This window comes from Occallatibacter sp., assembly GCF_049802275.1.
In the GTDB taxonomy this organism is placed as follows: domain Bacteria; phylum Acidobacteriota; class Terriglobia; order Terriglobales; family Acidobacteriaceae; genus Telmatobacter.
The window spans coordinates 1-16,930 of record NZ_JBARMD010000475.1 but is presented as its reverse complement, the minus strand read 5'-3'; the positions used below and the strand labels follow the sequence as shown (position 1 = coordinate 16,930).

The window sequence follows — 16,930 nt, the reverse complement described above, 5'->3', positions numbered from 1 at the left end:
TCAACCGCACCCAGGATCGCAACCGCGAGTCTACAATCCAGCCAAATGACGGTTACCACGCTCAGGGAATGTTTTGAATCCCGACTTATTTGCCCGTTCCCAGCGAGTGCTCTGCATAGGCTCTCTGAAAGAGTGCAAATGCCTGCTTCTTCTGGCCGTCTTCTGAGATCAATCCTTTTCGGTTGTATCCATCCTGCAACTTTGGGATGTTCCGGGTGGGCGAACGGAAATCCACGAGGATCCATGGAATGGTTCCGCGGAGTTGCGAAATCTTTCTGAGCATCACGAACTGGTGCTCGAAGACGTAAACCTGCTGCTCCTCGGTCCAGCGTTGGTTGACCGGTCCATGATCGCCAACTTTGGCTTCTGCACCGAACTCGCTCATGAGAACGGGCTTTGGCGGAAATGTCCAGTTGACCTTGTCGGCGTCTTCCGGAGGCATGTCGTACCAGCCGATGTACTCGTTCTGGCCGATTACATCGAGTGCATCGCAGAGTGGATCGTTGTTCACCATTTCCAAGCCATTGGGCCGTGGGCCGATGATTGCCGAAGTGATGAGGCGGGTCGGATCGAGTCTTCGGGCTTCGTTCGCCAGTTCGGTAAGAAACCTGGTGCGGGTTGAATTGTTAGGGGTCTCGTTGGATATGGACCACAGGATTACCGAGGCCTTGTTTCGGTCGCGGCGGATCATTTCACGAAGCATTACGACGGCCTTGGCATACACCTCGGGCTTATCAAATGAGATGTGCTGCCAGTTGGGTATCTCGGACCAGACCATGATTCCGTCCCGGTCAGCCGTACGTTCCATGCGCTCGTCGTGCGGGTAGTGGGCCAAGCGGACGAAGTTGGCGTGCAGCTCCTCGAGGTAGCCGAATATTGTATCGGCATCATTTTGAGAGTAGGCGCGGCCGCCCCGAACCGGGGCTTCCGCGTGCATGTTGACGCCCTGGAGAAAGATCGCCTTGCCATTGAGCAGAATGCGGGTCCCATCTACTCGGATATCGCGGAAACCGATGTCGTCTGTCAACTCGTCATCGCCGGATGTAAGACGTACCTTATAGAGCTTCGGAGACTCGGGCGACCAGAGAATGAGGTTGCGTACTCGTATGCTGAAGTGCGCGTTGCCCTCAGCGTCGGTCCCGACGGTGGTCTTGGCACCCGCTTCGGGTAGGTCGATGGTTACTGCAGTTCCGGCCGTAGCATCGAGGACATGAACACAGCCAGTGAGCTCAGTGTTGTCTGGGTCGAATTTGGGGCCGTGGGCAAGATGCACATCGTAGTCGTCTATGAAAGCACTTGGCACGGTCACAAGCGAAACGTCGCGGGTAAGGCCCCCATAGTTGAACCAGTCGATGCCGACGGAGGGAATGCCATCGACGAGACGAGTGGCGTCGACGGCAATCACAACGAAGTTGGAGCCAGGATGCAGGACTGCGGTGACTTCGCAGTCAAAGGGTGTGTAGCCGCCCTCGTGATCGCAGACCCTTTTCTGGTTGACCCAAACGTGGGACCGGTAATTGGCAGCGCCGATGTGGAGGAAACTGCGGGTGCGCGGCTTGGGCTGGGCCTCGAAGTCGCGCTCATACCAAAGGACACCCTCATAGTTGAAGAGCTGGGGTACCTGGGTATTCCAGTCGCCGGGAACTTTGAGAGTGGGAGCTGTGGAGAAATCATACTCCTGGTTGTGCTTTCCCACGAGGTTCGGGTGCTCATTCATGGCGTAGGACTTGTCGTTGATCTCGCCGGTAGAGGTATAAAGAGCACGTCCGGGTGATTGGTCGACGAGGTAATGCCATTCTCCGTTGAGGCTGGTGACAGCGCGGTGATCGACGCCGACGAGAAGTGTTTCCAGCGGTTTCTGGCCGGACGCAGAAGGCAGAAGGAAGACGAAGCCGAGGAGGAAGGCGTTCTCCAGCAGAATCGTGCGTAAGCTGGTCGCGCGCCCCGAAGACATGAACATAAGAAGAAAGACCCCGGCCTCGAGATTACAGCTTTTTCGGCATGCAAGGCGAGCGCGGAATATCGCCGAGCACCACGACGACTTCGCAATGTACGACTCGGATCCATCGGATTTGACCGTGGTCAAGATGGGGCCTCACCACGATGTGCTGGCGGAGCTCTTGTCAGCTATATGCGACGAGAGGTTACGTATCACGCTTACTTCGAGTCTTTACGGCGCGGTCTCTGTTTCTTCGAGATCGATCGAATAATTAACTTACCCCTGCCGCTCACTGGGAGTCGATTTTCAGCCTGTTTGATTGCTGCCGCCACAAGTTCGGCGATCTCCGGACGTGCCAGTGTCGCCGCAGAGTCGATCCTAACGAAGCGGTTTTGGCTGCCGCTGCCCAGGAGCAACCGATGCGGATCGGGTAACGGGGTGCCATAGTAGAAGGAGAGCCCAACTCCATTCGCGCCCGCAGCTATGGAGAGGATGCAATCGGATGGTCGCTCGGTGGAGCAATATCCAATCACGAAGAAGTTGTAATTGTCGTAAACCAGCTCATTTGCTGTAGGCAGCCGCTTCCTCAATAGTTTGCGCACCGACCGAATCAACTCTGCATTCTTTGAGTCGAACTTCTCAATAAAGCCTGCAAGCTGCTCTTCGCTTGTCGCATCGGCTTCTGAGGTGGGCTGGTTGGTGGCCTTCATGGATTGTGCATCCGCCTCGCACGCTTTGTTCAACGGTGAGTATAACGCCCTCCGTATGATCCAGTTAAAGACAGATTGACGGGGTCGCATCTTGACTGATGACTTCAGGCCAATGGGCTCATTGAGCCCGATGCCCGATTCGGGCAGAGGTCTACACGGCAGAGGTCGCGGGCACAATAAGGGCACAATAACGGTTACCATGCGTGCCTCAAAGCGCCAAAAGGAGCCATCCGTTGCGCCGACAAGTACTATCCCTGAGCAGCTTGCTGTTGGCTATAGACCGATGCCGTGGTCGCAAGCCGCTTGTGACGGAGCATTTTCATCGTCACAGCAGGGTGGGTCGACACAGGACATCACGTCGGTCGCGCGACCTGGACCTCGTCGACTCCGACCGTGGCAGTTCTGAATCAGAACGGCGTCGCATCCAGCGCCAGCCACGGCCAGACCAATATCAACGCGACATTCAAGGGCGTCATTGGATCGACTCTCCTGAACGTCAACTAACCTCGACCTTGTGCCCGCTCTCCGGATCGCGTTGCAAATTAAAAAGGGCTCACCCGAATCCCGAATCGGAGTGAGCCCTTTTTGATGCTTGTCAAAAAGTGAACGTGGATTCTGCTCAACTGCGGTTATATTCCGGAACAGGCCGAAGGCTATTCAGTGGACAGGCTTCTTTGACCCACGCTATTGGATAGACCTTCCCGTCCGACGCAAATCGCCGGCAAGTGGGCAGTGCTCGCAATCAGGAATCTTTCCACAATGTGCTCTACCCACAGCAACATTCAGCGCATGAAATTCGTTGAAGAGTTGTGCATGATCCGGCTCAGGGTCGAATGCGAATGCGTCACGTGTAAGCTGGACCAGGGACTCGTATCCGTTTCGGCTCTTATCTGGCGCGGGATCAATGAGCCTGTGCCGAGTTGCAATGCGGCGCAGGTACTCGTCCGCAACCGGAACCGGGTGGTTGAGCGCGTAAAGCAGAATTGCATCGGCCGTCTCAGCGCCCACCCCCGCCAATTCCAGAAGTTTTCTTCGCAACGCGACAGTCGGCGTCGCAGCCAATTGAGAAAGTGATCCTTCGAACTCGGCGTCGAGCATAGCGACGAATGCTTTGATTGCGGGTACCTTGCGGGTGTAAAAACCGGATGGACGAATCAGTTCCCGCAACTGATCAACGGAGAGTTTGCGGATTCCCTCCAAAGAGAGCGCGTTGGCACTGCGAAGATTTGCCAACGAAACTTCAACTGCTTTCCACGACGTGTTTTGCGTGAGGTAAGCGCCGAGGATCACTTCAAAAGGTGAATGGGCGGGCCACCAATGCTGCGGACCATAAGCTCGAGCCAGCCGATCGTGCATCAGGCGGAGCCGCTGCGCAGAATCTGCTGGAATTCGCTTCTTCAACCCTGGACCTCTCCGTCCGCAGACGATTGCAGCTCCGCCTTCCACTCTAGGATTCGCGCACGAGCCGCGGCGGCTTCGGCCTCGGTAACATGTCCGGCTTGCTGCAGCGAGATGGAAAGAGCCGTGTGGGCCAGGGGATCGTTTGGCGTTAGCGCAATCAGAGCCAGGGCCGCCGCGACAGATTGTTCCAGCCTGCCCGCATCGCGAAGCGCGCGAATCAGCCCATGATGCGCCTCAAAGTAGTCGGGGTCTGCGACAATGGCCGCGCGAAAGCTCTGAATGGCTTCGGCAGCTGAGCCTTCGGCAAGTTGATCGAGCCCGCGCTGTGAGAGGGTTCCAGCCTCGTGTGAATTCATTCTGATCGCGACCTTCTTTAGGATAATGGTTGAGCGTCAGCGCCGCTACAGGCTCGGTCATTATCAGGAGTTGAGGATGAAAAGCTATACAGAATATTTGATGTACGAAACCCGGAAGCGTCGTGAGATGGTGCACATCACAGATCAGGTGGAACAGATCGTGAAGCGCAGCGGAGTCAGAGACGGACTATGCTTTGTTTCTCCGATGCATATTACGGCCGCGATCTATGTAAATGACCTGGAGAGCGGTCTGATTGAGGATATCGGAAAATGGCTGGAAGAACTGGCTCCCGCGCAGCCTGATTACAAGCACCATCAGACGGGCGAGGATAACGGAGATGCACACCTCAAGTCGCTGCTGCTGCACCACGAAACAACCCTTCCGGTAACAGACGGACGGCTTGATCTCGGCACCTGGCAGCGCGTGTTTTATGCGGAGTTCGACGGGCAACGCCGCAAGCGAGTAATCGTCAAGGTCCTTGGAGTGACATAAGAAGCCGGTTCACTGGTCGGCAATCTTGCGCCATCCGGTCTTGTCTTCCGCAGTATCTGGCGGCGAAATGTCGAGAACGGCTCGCGGCATCACCACGAGGTCGACCCGCCGATTTTTTGCCCGCCCCTCCGCAATGTCGTTGCTGGCGATGGGACGGTACTCCGCGTAGCCGGCGGCAGAGAGTTGTTCCGGGGCAATGGTGTGCATCTGAAGCAATAGCCGCGCAATGCGGGTGGCGCGGGCGGAAGAGAGCTCCCAGTTCGAGTCAAACTCTGCGCTGTGGATCGGCATGGTATCGGTGTGGCCCTCAACCCGCACATCGTAGCGAGTGCCCGCAAGAGACTCCGCAATCTGCCGCAACGTCGCCTCAGTCTCAGGTCGTGGATTCGCGCTGCCGGAGTTGAAGAACCCGGCCTCGCGCAGACTGATCACAAGGCCGTCCCGGCCCAGTTCAATCGAAATGGTGCTGTATGCAATCTGCGCCGCCAACCGTCGTTGAAGGTCTCGCCGGATGTGTGCGAGGTCGGCCTGGACTCTTTTTGGCGAAACGAACTCTGTTTTCAAGTTGCCCGCTACTGCGGAGGCGCGCGCCTGCGCCCTCACATCGTTTGGTCCGCTTCCATTCAAGGAAGACGCGATGCTGAGTGACCGAAACGCGGAATCGATGGCTGCCGAAACTTGAATTTGTTTCTTTTGATCTGCCTTGGCAAACGCATACAGCACCACGAAGAAGGCGAAGAGCAGAGTGATGAAGTCCGCGTAGGAAACCAGCCACCGCTCGTGGCTGACTCTCGCGCGTTGAAGCTTGCGACTCATGCTGCCTGCTCCTTCCTCTCGAGTTCTGCATCGTTCAGGAATCCTGACAGCTTGAGAGCGAGCATGCGGGGATTCATTCCTTCAAGAATCGAAACGACTCCTTCAAGCATCATTTCCCGGCGCTGCTGATCGTCGCGTAAGTGGATGCGGATCTTCCCGGCAAATGGCAGGAAGAAAAGGTTGGCAATGCCAACTCCGTAGATAGTGGCGACAAACGCGACGGCGATGCCGCGGCCAACTTCCTGAATATTGTCGAGATGCTGCATTACCTGGATGAGCCCGAGCACTGCGCCAAGAATCCCAATGGTCGGCGAGAACCCACCGGCCGATTCGAACACCATTGGAAGGCGCTCCTCACGCTCCGAGGCGCAATCAAGTGCGACCCGCATGATCTTGCGCAATTCGGTGGGTTCGGTGCCGTCCACTGCCAGCATCAGAGACTGTTTCAGAAAGGGATCCGTGATTGCAGCCAGATCTGCGTCCAGCGAAACCACCCCATTGCGGCGGGCTTTGTTTGCAAATGAAATAAGGAGCTGCATCAGCTCTTCATTCTGCTTCTGCGGCGCAACAAATACGTGTGCCATGCTGCGGAAGGCAGAGATGACGGTACTGATTGGGAACTGGAGAAGGATTGCCCCGACGGTTCCCCCAAACACGATTAGCGCCGCGGTGGGCTGAAGAATCTGACTGATCTTGCCGCCCTCAATCAGCAAACCCGCGACAATGCCGGCGATGGCGAGGATGACTCCGCCGATGCTTCCCTTGTCCATGGATTACGCCTCAGCGATCAGGGGTCCCGTTGTGTGTATTCATCGACCTTCATCCTCGTTCCGTTGCTGTTTTGATGAATCGCCGGAAGTAAACTCTCCCGCAAACTCAACGCCTGCCAACGAAGCCGCCCGACGAAGGGCGTCGTTTGGCGACAGTCGGCGCGCAACATCGGCAAGCAACGCAGCCCGGTAAGCCAGCACCCGATCGAGGACTTCGCCCCGATCCTCGCGCACGATCAGTTTTTCTCCGTTGATGAGTGTGAGCATGGTGTCGGGCGACGTTTCTGCTGTTTTGATGAGATCGCTGTTCAGCAGTATTGGATTGCCATTGAGACGCGTGAGTTCGATCATGATCGGAAAGCCCCCAAGTGGACTTCTCTCTCTCTTATCGGCAAAGGAGTGGAGGAAGATGATTGGAACGGCAATTGCTGGGCCTCTTGAAAAAATCAATAAAGTCCGCCAGCCCCTCGCCGATGAAGCCAGTGAGCAACGTGGTTCCTACTCCAAGGTGATCCGGGCAGGGCAAGATCAGCAGCCCCGGAAAGACACCCGAAGCAGGGAACCCGAATCAGTTAGCTCAAAAGGAGAACTTCAATGGCTTTGGGTGTCCTGAATAACATTTCTGCAATCTACGCACAAAACAACCTGAGCAATACTCAGGCGTCTCTCTCCAAAACTCTCCAGCAGTTGTCCTCTGGTTCGCGCATCAATTCCGGCGCAGACGACGCAGCCGGCCTCTCGCTTGCGAACGGCCTCCAGGCGTCTTCAACCGCTCTGTCGCAGTCTGCGAAGAATGCGTCGGAAGGCGTCGACTTCTTGCAGGTGGCTGATGGTGCATTATCGCAGGTGACCAGCCTGCTCAACCGGGCCGTCACGTTGGCGACTGAAGCCGGTAACAGCACCTTGAATAGTAGCCAGACTGCCGCGGCGAATTCTGAATACCAGAAAATTCTCGGCGAGATCAATACGATCAACGGAACCACTGAATACAATGGAATACAGACATTCGCGCAGAACAGTGCTTTCAGCTCCGCCAATTCAACCGACAAATTGGTGATCGATTCAACTGCGGTAGCGACCGGCTACTTGAACTTCGACTACACAAATGCTGCCGGGGCAACGGTAACCGCAAAGATCGCGGACAGTACAAACGCTGCCGCGATTACAGCCGGCGCGGTTGGGATGACTGGTACGAAACTCACCGACCTGGCGACGACTCTCAACTCCGTTGCAGGTTCAACGATTGCGAGCGTACTCAATAATCAACTTATCCTCACCGGCGGAACAAAACTGTATCAGGGCGGCGCCACCGGCCATTCAATCACCGAAAACATCGTCGCTGCAAGCCAGACGGGGCTATCAAGTATCAATGTGGGAAACGTGAATGACACGTTTGCTGCTGCAGCCGGTACTCTTCAGGTAAAGGTGGGTAGCGCTGCTGCTACTACTGTGACGCTTGGGACACCTGCTGGAGAGAGCCTTTCTCAGGTTGTTGCCGATATCAATACCGCAGCGGGTTCAAATGTTGCCTCAATCTCGGGTCACTCGCTGCTTATGACAGGCGCTACGTTGAATACAACGGCTACAGGACCCTTTCAGGAGATTGACACGCTGCCGGCAACCGCCGCTGCCGCTGCCACCGCGTCAAACAAGGGCTCTGCGGTTGCGATTTTCACTTCCGATGGTACGCTTTCGCAGTCTTACAACAACGCTGCGACAGATATCGTAAAAACAGACACAACGCAGCTTTCACTCGATGGCACGTCCCTCACGAGCGCCACGCAGGCTCAGGCTGCACTCACGACAATCAACAATGCGATCACTTCCGTTGCGGCCTCCCGCGGCACGATTGGCGCGAACATCAATACGCTTACTGCCGTCGAAAACGTCATGAACACTCAGTCCACCAATACATTGGCTGCTGTGAACGATGTAACAGCGACCGACTACGGCCAGGCCACCTCGGATATGTCGAAGTATCAGATCCTGAGCCAGACCGGCATCGCCGCTCTGTCGCAGGCTAACCAGTCGCAGCAGTTGATCACCAAGTTGCTCCAGTAGTTCGCGGCGTCAAGGTTGAACGCGCAAGCAACGCGGGGAAGGCTGCAAACAGCGCCTTCTCCGTTTTGCTTTGGCGTGCGAGTCGGCCTCGTTTGCGTTTTCTAATTCTCTTTCTTCCAACGTGGCCCTTCACCTGATCTTGAAGAAACTTCGGAGAACTTCCATGGGAGCAGTCGGACTGAATTTCGGCTCCGCAACCAGCGGCCAGGGATTTGACGTGACCAGTACCGTTAACCAGATTGTGACCAATCTGCAGTCGGTGGAGGCGCCCTGGAAGACGCAGCTGACGGCACTCACCAGCAAGGACACCACGCTCACCAGCCTGGGCGCACAATTGTCCACTTTATCAAACGACCTGCAGACCCTCACGGACTTCAGCGGCACGATGGCGTACAAGACCGGATCAAGTTCCGATACCAATGTTCTGGCCTTGTCCTCGGCCAGTGCGGTGGCCGTGGCCGGAACGCACACCATCTCGGTCCAGAACCTCGCGCAGACCTCCAGCGCAGCATCAGATGCGGTGAAAGCATCGGACACGCTGAATGGCGGCATCACCTTTAAGGTCGGGACAGGAGGCTGGCAGACAGTTAAGGTGGGTGATGGTTCCACTGCGACCACGCTATCCGGCCTGTCCGCAGCCATCAACAATGCGAATCTCGGCGTAACGGCCAGTGTGCTGACCAATGCGGACGGCACGCAAAGGCTTTCGCTGGTGAGCCAGACGAGTGGCTCTCGCGGTCAGATCACGATTGCCGATGCGGCCAGCAACCCGACCAGTCCTACGACACTGGCGGACTCGACAACGCCTGATAACAACACTGGCCTGGGGCTGGCGACGATTCAAAATGGAATCGATGCCACGATTACCGTAGACGGAGTTACCGGGATTACTAGTGCCTCAAACACAGTCACAAATGCCATTCCGGGCGTCACGTTTCAACTGCTCTCGACGGGCACTGCGAGTTCCGATGGAGCTCCTGAAACGGTGCAGGTGGTGATCGACAACGATACGACCAGCATTGAAACTGCAATCAATACATTCGTGACCGACTACAACGCCACGATGAAGGCCATCAACGCGCAGGAAGGGAAGGACTCCTCGGGCAACCCGGAGCCGCTGTACGGTACCTCCGTTCTGGCGCAGTTGCAGGAGGGGCTGCTCTCTGCGGTGAGTTCGTCCTTTGGATCCAATACCATCAACTCCCTGATTTCGCTTGGGATCACCGCGAATGCGAGTGCCGATGGCACGATCAGCCTGGACGCCGACAAACTCAGCAACGCGCTGAACACCAACTTCAACCAGGTGGTTTCGCTGTTCCAGGACACGGGCAGCTTTGGTTCGGCCTTCACGAATACGTTGAATGGACTTGGCAACAGCAGCGCCGAGGGAGGCGCGATCAGCCTTGCGCTGAGCGAGGACAGCAGCGAAGAGACCACTTTGAACGACAACGTCTCTAAGCAGGAGGCGTTGATCGCTACCCAGAAGACGAGTCTTACGGCCGAATTGAATTTGGCTAACGAGATTCTGCAATCGATTCCAGAACAGATTCAGGAAGTTAACGAGATGTACGGCGCCATCACGGGATACAACACGAACCAGAACGGCTAGGAGCATCAGAATGGATACGTACCAGGCTCGCGCGCTTGAAGGCGCCACCGGAGTTGAACTCACCATTGCTCTCTACGACGGCATCATTCGATTCATGCACAATGCTATCGACGCAGTGGAGCGGCGAGATGTCGAGGGACGCCGTGCGGCAGTCAAGCGGGGCATGGACATCGTAGTTCACCTGCAAGCGACTTTGGATAAGGATGTAGGCGGCAAGCCCGCGGAGGCTCTTTCGGACTTTTACGTTGCGATGTTCGCGCTCATGCTTCAGGGCTCACAGAGAAATTCCAGGAAAAAATTCGAGGAGGTGATCGCTAACGTCCGAAACGTGCGGGAAGCATGGAAGCAGATCGCGGCAGGCGGCGAATCAAATCAGTCCACACCCGATCAGCAGAGAGATGGAATCCACTCAAGCGTAGAAACAGATGTTGTGTGGATGCCTCACGCCGAAACGCGCTCAGCCGGCCGCTGGACAGCGTAGATCAACCTGCGACCGTGAGTTCCTCTTCCAGTTGCTGTTTTTGATAGAGGCTGGCGTAGTAGCCATCCAGCGCCAGCAGTTCCTCGTGACGGCCCACTTCGACAATCCTGCCGTGATCGAGCACCGCGATCTGGTCGGCGTTGCGTACGGTGGAGACTCGATGTGAGATCAGAATCGTGGTCGCGGTGGTTGTGTAATTGCGCAGACCGCCCAGGATGCGCTCTTCGGTATAAGTGTCGACGCTCGCGAGTGCATCATCCAGAATAAGTATCGCCGGGCGACGAAGCAGGGCGCGGGCAATGGCCAGGCGCTGTTTCTGGCCTCCCGATAATGTCATACCTCTTTCGCCGACCGTCGTTTCAAATCCCTGCGGAAATTCTTCAAATTCGCGCCGGATGTGCGCGGCCTCAGCCGCTTCGAGAATATCTTCGGCAGAGACGGCTTTCACACCAAAAGCCAGGTTCTCTCGAATGGTCTCGCTGAAGAGAAAAGTTTCCTGCGGCACGATTCCCATATTCCGGCGAAGCACTTCCAGCGGATATTCGCGGATCGGGCGACCATCGATGAGCAGAGAGCCCTCGGGCGCCTCGTAGAGACGCGAGATCAGGTTGACTAGCGTTGTCTTGCCCGACCCGGTCGGGCCTACGATGGCAAGGCTGGTGCCGGCGGGAATTTTGAGCGAAATATTGCGGAGCACCGGCGTCTCGCCGTAACTGAAGCTAAGATTGGAAAACTCGATTTCACCGCGAAGAACTTTGTCCGCAGGGATCGAGGAGTCCGCATCGCTGTCGTCAATTCCCGGCTTGGCGCGCAATAACTCGTCAATGCGCGCGACCGAAGCCGTTCCGCGCTGAAATAGATTAACAACCCATCCGACGGCGATGATCGGCCAGATCAGCAGAATCATGTAAGTGTTGAAGGCCACAAAATCGCCTGGCGTGATGCGATGAGCGACAACCTCGTGGCCGCCGACGAGCAAGGTGATGATCATGGCGATGCCAAGGATGAACTCGAGCGTCGGCCACAGCATTCCCATGAGCTGAACCAGGCCCTGGGCGCGCGTAATATATTGCTGGTTCAGCTTTTCGAACAGGCTCATCTGCGACTGTTCGCGACCGAACGCGCGTACCAGGCGAGCGCCTGAATAGTTCTCCTGCGCCTGCGCTGAGATTTCGGAGAAGCTCTCCTGAATTTTTTCGAAGCGATCGTGGATCTTCCGGCCGAAGTATTGGACAAGGATGCTGGCCAGCGGCATGGGCGCCCAAGCCACAAGCGTGAGCCATGGGCTTATGCGAAGCAGGAAATATAGCGCGCCGACTGTGAAGAAGATGGTGTTGGCGCTGTACATCAGGGCAGGTCCCAGCAGCATGCGCACCGCATTCAAGTCGTTCGTCATGCGGGCCATTACGTCGCCGGTGCGGTACTTCTGATAAAAATTGGCGTCCTGGCGCTCCAGCTGAAGGAAGAGATCGTTGCGAAGATCGAATTCGATCTCGCGTGAGATGCCGATCAGGATCCAGCGCTGGGCGTAGAGGAAGACGCCTTTGACGAGGTAGATAGCGACAAAAACACAGGAGAGAAAAACAATGCGTTCGCGCGAAACTCCGCGTTCCAGTTCGTCGACTGCTTTTCGCAGAATCTGAGGGCCCTGGACCGCAGCAATATTTGTGGCTATGCACGCGAGCGTACCCCAGAGGTACCCCCACCGATAGCGGCGCATGTAGCTGAGCAGCGGGCCCAGTTCGCGAAGCATGTCTCTATTGTACGGGCAATGCTGGGGACGGGCGAATCCCCGGATTTTGAATTACGAGCGGAATCCTCAGGTAGGCGTCCGCAACAAGAGGTAGCCGCCGGTAAGCCCGAAGAGCACGGCAGGAGACCATGCCGCAAGCGCCGCAGGCAAATAGTTCACATTGCCCAAAGCGCCAAACAGGCCGTCGACCACCCAATACGCGAGCGCGACGGAGATTGCGACCGCAATTCCCGAAAGCGAACCGCGCCGACCCATGGAAAGCGCGAAGGGAATCGCGAGAACGGCCATAACAATCGCGATCAGCGGATACGCCAGCTTATGCCACAATGCGACCCGCAGGCGCATGGTGTCGAAACCGCTCTGGCGGAGGTCACGAATATAACTGTCGAGCTGTCGAAAATTCATCTCCTGCGATTGCCAGTTCTCCTTCTTGAAGTAGCCGGGATCCTCATGAATCTCGGCAAACGAGGTGTCTTTGAACTCCATGTATTCTGGGCTGTTGTCGTTGATATTCCTTACCCACCCATTTTCGAAGTGCCAGGTTTCAGTCTCCTCGTTCCACACGGCCCGGGAGGCGAAGATCCGGCGCGACAAGGCAAAGGTGGAGGGATTGAATTCAAAGATTGAGAGGTTGGCGAAGGCGTCGTTGTCCGGATCAAAGAACTGGTAGTAGAAAATGTGGCCCTGCTCACCGGGATGAGACTGGCCGAACATCCACTTCTCTTCAGGATTAAGGAAGGTCTGCGGCGGATGACCCTTGATGGTGCTGCGCAGGGCCTCCTGCCTGCGATTAGCCGAAGGCAGGTAGTAGTCGTCGAACATAAACAGACAGATGGCCACTACCGCTGAGATTGCAATGATCGGGACGACGAGGCGATAAAGGCTGATCCCTGTCGCTTTCATAGCTACAATCTCGCTATTGCGATTGAGAACGCCGAAGGTCACCAGCGCCGCAATAAGGACAGCAAGCGGCGTGATGGTATAGATCATGCTGGGGGCGAGATTGAACAAATATGCGCCGACGGTCGCAAGTGCAATGTGGTTGCGAACGATGTCTCCAACGAGTTCGAAAAATGTGAAAACCAGCATGAGCATGACGAAGCTTGCCAGCACCAGTACGAACATCCCGAAGAACTCGCGTACGACATAGGCATCGAGCAGGCGCGGGAAAAGCCCTCGCGAAACAATTCGGACCGAGCGGGGCTGGAGCCGCCCGAGCAACTCCGTAAGATGTGCTCCATTCGCCTTAACAGCGAACCGTGGCTTAGGTGTGCGCGACACCAGATTTGCGATGGCGCTTAGAACACGACCGCCGCTCGCCATCTGCCAAAGCAGAAAACTTCCGACGGCGGCAAAAAGCAGATTTGCCATCCAGACTCCCAGAAACGGCGAGAGTTTTCCCTGCCGGCTGAGCGCGATTCCGGTGTACGAGAGAATGTAGTAGAGCAGTACCAGCAGAACGGTGAACACCAGGCCGGAACTCTTTCCGCCCCGCCGCGAAATGACACCGAGCGGAACGCCAACCAGCATCAGAACAAGACATGCAGCGGGATAGGAAAAACGCGTGTAGAACTCGAGAAGAAATCTTCTTCCATCCGGGCCGTGCGTGCGCTTTTCCAACGCTGCCATGGGCAGAGCGTAGATGGCAGTATCCATGCGCCCCAGGTGCATTTCGCTCTGCGGACTCAGCATGAGTGGCAGATCTGTCTTTTTGAAAGTGGAGATGTTGTACTGCTGCGGCTGCCCGGCTACCGTTTCGTGGCGGGAACCATCGCGGAGCCTCATCAGGAGTTCCTGCGAGGAATCGCTGACCACGGTCGCCGATGCAGCCGTCGTAATGATCGGGTTGGCGGGATCGGTAACGTCCGCCATGAAGACCTGGTCCCAGTTGGAGGCGCCTGTCCCGCCGCGAACATTCTGCACGTAGAGCACGGCATTCCGGAAATCCTCATAGAAGACGCGCGGCTGGATCTCAAACGAGGCCTGCGATGTCTCCAGTTCCCGCTGCATGTCGAGAATCGCCTGATTGGCTCGAGGCGCGACATAGAGCGAGTTCACAAGCCCCAGCAGAGTTCCGCCGATTGCAACAACCGAAGCGACACGCACAAAGTAACCAATCCCGAGTCCCGACGCGCGCATGGCAATAATTTCGCTGTCGGCCGCAAGGCGACTGAGCCCCAGCAGGATGCCGACAAGCACGGCCATCGGTATGGTGACCTTGAACGTGTTGGGGAGGCTGTAAACAAAGACCTCTGCGACACTCGCGAACGTGGAACTGTTGCGAACCACTGCCTCAAGGATCTGGTTCAGATCCCGCATGAACAGAATGAAGGTAAAGACTGCGCAGCCAATGAGTGCGTAGGAAAGAATCTCGCCGAGAATGTACCGGGTGAGGATGCGCAAGGTCAGGCTCTGCCGCTAGTTTAACTTGCCTGTGCGGAAGGTAGCGAGTGTGGCTGCCATGAACGCAATCGCAGGCTGTTGGCGAGGACACTGAGCGAACTCATTGCCATGGCCGCAGCGGCGATCCAGGGGCTCAACAGAACGTGAAAAGTCGGATACAGAAGTCCGGCGGCAAGCGGTATACCGAGCAGGTTGTAGCAGGCGGCCCAGATCAGGTTCTGCCGCATGATGGCAACCGTTGCTTTGGCGAGATCGATGGCGGCGATCATCGCGCTCGGTTGCGCCCGCAAAAGCACGACATCGCCGGCCTCCTGAGCGAGATCGGCGCCGCTGCCCATAGAGATGCCCGCATCGGCTTGCGCCAGGGCGGCCGCATCGTTAATGCCATCGCCCACCATCGCAACCCGTAGTCCCTCTTGCTGCAGTGCCCGGATGTACGCAAGCTTTTCCGCGGGATCCAACCCCGTCTCAACCTCGGCAATGCCTGCCTGGTTGGCAATGGGGGCCGATGCCGCCGCGGAGTCTCCGGTGAGCATCAGGACGCGCATTCCACTCTTGCGCAGCGCGGCTACGGCTTCTCCGGCATCGGGACGCAATGAATCGCGCGCATCGAAACAGCCAATCGATTGATAATCGAGCGCAATCCAAAGGCGGGTCACGCCGGGCTTCACCGGCGGAATGCTGTCGGGAAAACGAATTGCCGATTCCTGGAACAGCGCCTCATTTCCCAAAAGGCAGTTGTAGTCTTCCACCCGCGCGGCAACTCCACGGCCGGGAATGACCACGACTTCTTCAGCAGGCTCCCACTTGATAGCGCGCGCTCGCGCAAAGTCGACCACTGCGTGTGCCAGGGGATGATTGGAACGCTCCTCGGCCGCGGCTGCCATGCGCAGAAGATCGTCCTCGCTGTATCCCTTGACGGGGCGCACGGCCTGCAGCACGGGACGGCCGATGGTGAGCGTTCCGGTCTTGTCGAGAACGATGGCGTTCAGATTCGCCAGCCGCTCGAGGGCTTCTCCGCCTTTGTACAGCACCCCGAACTGCGCTCCGCGGCCGACGGCCACTGTCAGAGCCGCCGGGACTGCAAGTCCCATGGCGCAGGGGCACGCGATGACGAGCACGGAAACGGTGCTGGCCAGGGCCAAAGAAATGGAGTGGGTGGTGGCCATCCATACGACAAAAGTGATGACGGACAGCACCAGCACGACCGGCACAAAGATGGCACTGGCACGATCGGCAAGCCGCTCAGTTGGAGCGCGAGACGACTGCGCCTGTTCCACCATGCGCGTTATCTGAGCCAGTACTGTGTCTTCGCCCAGCGAGCCGGCCTGGCAAACTACGGCGCCATCGTAGTTGAGCGAGCCGGCTAACACGCGGTCTCCCGCCTGCCGGGCCAAGGGAATTGCCTCGCCGGTCAGCATCGATTCATCCACGCTGGTGCGGCCCTCCAGGATCTTCCCGTCAACTGGGAAGCGCTCACCTGGAAGTACCAGCACATGGTTCCCGATCCGCACCTCTTCGAGAGCGACGAGGCTTTCAACTCCGTTCACCACAAGACGGGCGGTAGCAGGCCGCAGCCTGCTCAATGCGTTGAGGGCAGCCAGAGCGCGCCGTTTGGCCCGCGCCTCAAGTGCTTTGCCCAGAAGCAGAAAGCCAAGAATCAACAGAACCGCGTCAAAGTAAGTCGCGCGATCCGGAGCGGGCGCAATCGTAGCGTAAGCCGAATAGGCAAACGCCACTCCGGTCCCAAGGCTTACCAGGGTGTTCATGTTGGTGCTTCCGTGCCGCAGGCCGCGGGCAGCAGCCACGAAGATGTCGCTTCCTGCCCATACCATCAGGATTGCGGTCCCAGCCAGAAGAAACCAGCGCAGATAATCCGGCGGCACTTCGTACAACCAGGGAAGGACTTGCATCACGAGATGATCCATTGAGCCCATCTGCGTGCCGGTAGGCATTGCCAGCAACATGGCAATCGCGCCGGCGATGATCGTGACGGCGGCCTTTATCTCAGCCTTGCCGTATCGATCTTCCGGTTCCCTGGGAGGAACTCCTTTCTCGTGCGGAAGCACAGCATCGTATCCTGCTCCCCGGATTGCCTCAACCAGGCGCGCCGCCGATGCTTCGGCTGGATCGAAAAC

The 16,930-nt window shown here is 57.2% G+C and carries 15 protein-coding genes; 5 read left to right on the top strand and 10 right to left on the bottom strand.

What is annotated here, in order from left to right; genetic code table 11:
* Positions 1–85: 85 nt before the first annotated feature.
* Positions 86–2,086, bottom strand: a complete 2,001-nt coding sequence (locus WA354_RS16545) for a glycoside hydrolase family 2 protein (RefSeq protein WP_472814127.1) — start codon at positions 2,084–2,086, stop codon at positions 86–88.
* Here WA354_RS16545 and WA354_RS16540 point away from each other — a divergent pair.
* On the top strand, positions 2,049–2,210 hold the full coding sequence (locus tag WA354_RS16540) for a hypothetical protein (RefSeq protein WP_472814126.1): 162 nt from the start codon (positions 2,049–2,051) through the stop codon (positions 2,208–2,210). The two genes, WA354_RS16545 and WA354_RS16540, sit on opposite strands and share 38 nt — an antisense overlap.
* Here the strand turns inward: WA354_RS16540 and WA354_RS16535 are convergent.
* From WA354_RS16535 to WA354_RS16525, 3 genes are all read right to left on the bottom strand, one after another.
* A complete protein-coding gene (locus WA354_RS16535; protein ID WP_472814125.1) occupies positions 2,158–2,649 on the bottom strand; it encodes a hypothetical protein in 492 nt (163 codons plus the stop codon). The genes WA354_RS16540 and WA354_RS16535 overlap by 53 nt on opposite strands.
* 684 nt (positions 2,650–3,333) lie before the next feature.
* Positions 3,334–4,050: a base excision DNA repair protein gene (locus WA354_RS16530; protein ID WP_472814124.1), complete on the bottom strand. Its 717-nt coding sequence runs from the start codon at positions 4,048–4,050 to the stop codon at positions 3,334–3,336.
* Positions 4,047–4,406: a tetratricopeptide repeat protein gene (locus tag WA354_RS16525; RefSeq protein WP_472814123.1), complete on the bottom strand. Its 360-nt coding sequence runs from the start codon at positions 4,404–4,406 to the stop codon at positions 4,047–4,049. Before WA354_RS16525 ends, WA354_RS16530 begins: the two co-directional genes overlap by 4 nt.
* A 76-nt stretch (positions 4,407–4,482) precedes the next feature.
* Between WA354_RS16525 and WA354_RS16520 the strand changes: the two genes are divergently transcribed.
* Positions 4,483–4,899 carry a secondary thiamine-phosphate synthase enzyme YjbQ gene (locus WA354_RS16520; protein ID WP_472814122.1) on the top strand — a complete coding sequence of 139 codons (417 nt, stop codon included), beginning with the start codon at positions 4,483–4,485 and terminating at the stop codon, positions 4,897–4,899.
* Between the two features lie 9 nt (positions 4,900–4,908).
* Here WA354_RS16520 and WA354_RS16515 read toward each other — a convergent pair whose 3' ends face one another.
* Genes WA354_RS16515 through WA354_RS16505 form a run of 3 tightly spaced genes read right to left on the bottom strand, consistent with a single transcriptional unit; the run spans position 4,909 to position 6,836 of the window.
* Positions 4,909–5,715, bottom strand: a complete 807-nt coding sequence (locus tag WA354_RS16515) for an OmpA family protein (RefSeq protein WP_472814121.1) — start codon at positions 5,713–5,715, stop codon at positions 4,909–4,911.
* The gene (locus WA354_RS16510) at positions 5,712–6,485 is read right to left on the bottom strand and encodes a flagellar motor protein (RefSeq protein WP_472814120.1); all 774 of its coding nucleotides are present in this window, start codon (positions 6,483–6,485) and stop codon (positions 5,712–5,714) included. The genes WA354_RS16515 and WA354_RS16510 overlap by 4 nt, the downstream gene beginning before the upstream one ends.
* A gap of 39 nt (positions 6,486–6,524) precedes the next feature.
* A complete protein-coding gene (locus WA354_RS16505) occupies positions 6,525–6,836 on the bottom strand; it encodes a flagellar FlbD family protein (RefSeq protein WP_472814119.1) in 312 nt (103 codons plus the stop codon).
* A 243-nt stretch (positions 6,837–7,079) separates the two neighbouring features.
* On the opposite strand from WA354_RS16505, the gene WA354_RS16500 reads away from it, so the two are divergent.
* From WA354_RS16500 to fliS, 3 genes are all read left to right on the top strand, one after another.
* Positions 7,080–8,546, top strand: a complete 1,467-nt coding sequence (locus WA354_RS16500) for a flagellin N-terminal helical domain-containing protein (protein ID WP_472814118.1) — start codon at positions 7,080–7,082, stop codon at positions 8,544–8,546.
* Between the two features lie 163 nt (positions 8,547–8,709).
* The gene (gene fliD, locus WA354_RS16495; RefSeq protein ID WP_472814117.1) at positions 8,710–10,155 is read left to right on the top strand and encodes a flagellar filament capping protein FliD; all 1,446 of its coding nucleotides are present in this window, start codon (positions 8,710–8,712) and stop codon (positions 10,153–10,155) included.
* A gap of 10 nt (positions 10,156–10,165) precedes the next feature.
* Positions 10,166–10,636, top strand: a complete 471-nt coding sequence (gene fliS / locus WA354_RS16490) for a flagellar export chaperone FliS (protein ID WP_472814116.1) — start codon at positions 10,166–10,168, stop codon at positions 10,634–10,636.
* Position 10,637: 1 nt separating this feature from the next.
* Here the strand turns inward: fliS and WA354_RS16485 are convergent, their stop codons facing one another.
* From WA354_RS16485 to WA354_RS16475, 3 genes are all read right to left on the bottom strand, one after another.
* On the bottom strand, positions 10,638–12,389 hold the full coding sequence (locus WA354_RS16485; protein WP_472814115.1) for an ABC transporter ATP-binding protein: 1,752 nt from the start codon (positions 12,387–12,389) through the stop codon (positions 10,638–10,640).
* Between the two features lie 66 nt (positions 12,390–12,455).
* Positions 12,456–14,792: an LPS export ABC transporter permease LptG gene (gene lptG / locus WA354_RS16480; RefSeq protein WP_472814114.1), complete on the bottom strand. Its 2,337-nt coding sequence runs from the start codon at positions 14,790–14,792 to the stop codon at positions 12,456–12,458.
* A 20-nt stretch (positions 14,793–14,812) separates the two neighbouring features.
* On the bottom strand, positions 14,813–16,930 hold a 2,118-nt coding region (locus WA354_RS16475; protein WP_472814113.1), incomplete at its 5' end, for a heavy metal translocating P-type ATPase.

Coding starts and splice junctions, on each gene's coding strand:
- WA354_RS16500 (WP_472814118.1), top strand. CDS start 7,080: ATGGCTTTGGGTGTCCTGAATAACATTTCTGCAATCTACGCACAAAAC.
- WA354_RS16515 (WP_472814121.1), bottom strand. CDS start 5,715: ATGAGTCGCAAGCTTCAACGCGCGAGAGTCAGCCACGAGCGGTGGCTG.
- fliS (WP_472814116.1), top strand. CDS start 10,166: ATGGATACGTACCAGGCTCGCGCGCTTGAAGGCGCCACCGGAGTTGAA.
- fliD (WP_472814117.1), top strand. CDS start 8,710: ATGGGAGCAGTCGGACTGAATTTCGGCTCCGCAACCAGCGGCCAGGGA.
- WA354_RS16535 (WP_472814125.1), bottom strand. CDS start 2,649: ATGAAGGCCACCAACCAGCCCACCTCAGAAGCCGATGCGACAAGCGAA.
- WA354_RS16520 (WP_472814122.1), top strand. CDS start 4,483: ATGAAAAGCTATACAGAATATTTGATGTACGAAACCCGGAAGCGTCGT.
- WA354_RS16505 (WP_472814119.1), bottom strand. CDS start 6,836: ATGATCGAACTCACGCGTCTCAATGGCAATCCAATACTGCTGAACAGC.
- WA354_RS16510 (WP_472814120.1), bottom strand. CDS start 6,485: ATGGACAAGGGAAGCATCGGCGGAGTCATCCTCGCCATCGCCGGCATT.
- WA354_RS16485 (WP_472814115.1), bottom strand. CDS start 12,389: ATGCTTCGCGAACTGGGCCCGCTGCTCAGCTACATGCGCCGCTATCGG.
- WA354_RS16525 (WP_472814123.1), bottom strand. CDS start 4,406: ATGAATTCACACGAGGCTGGAACCCTCTCACAGCGCGGGCTCGATCAA.
- WA354_RS16540 (WP_472814126.1), top strand. CDS start 2,049: ATGTACGACTCGGATCCATCGGATTTGACCGTGGTCAAGATGGGGCCT.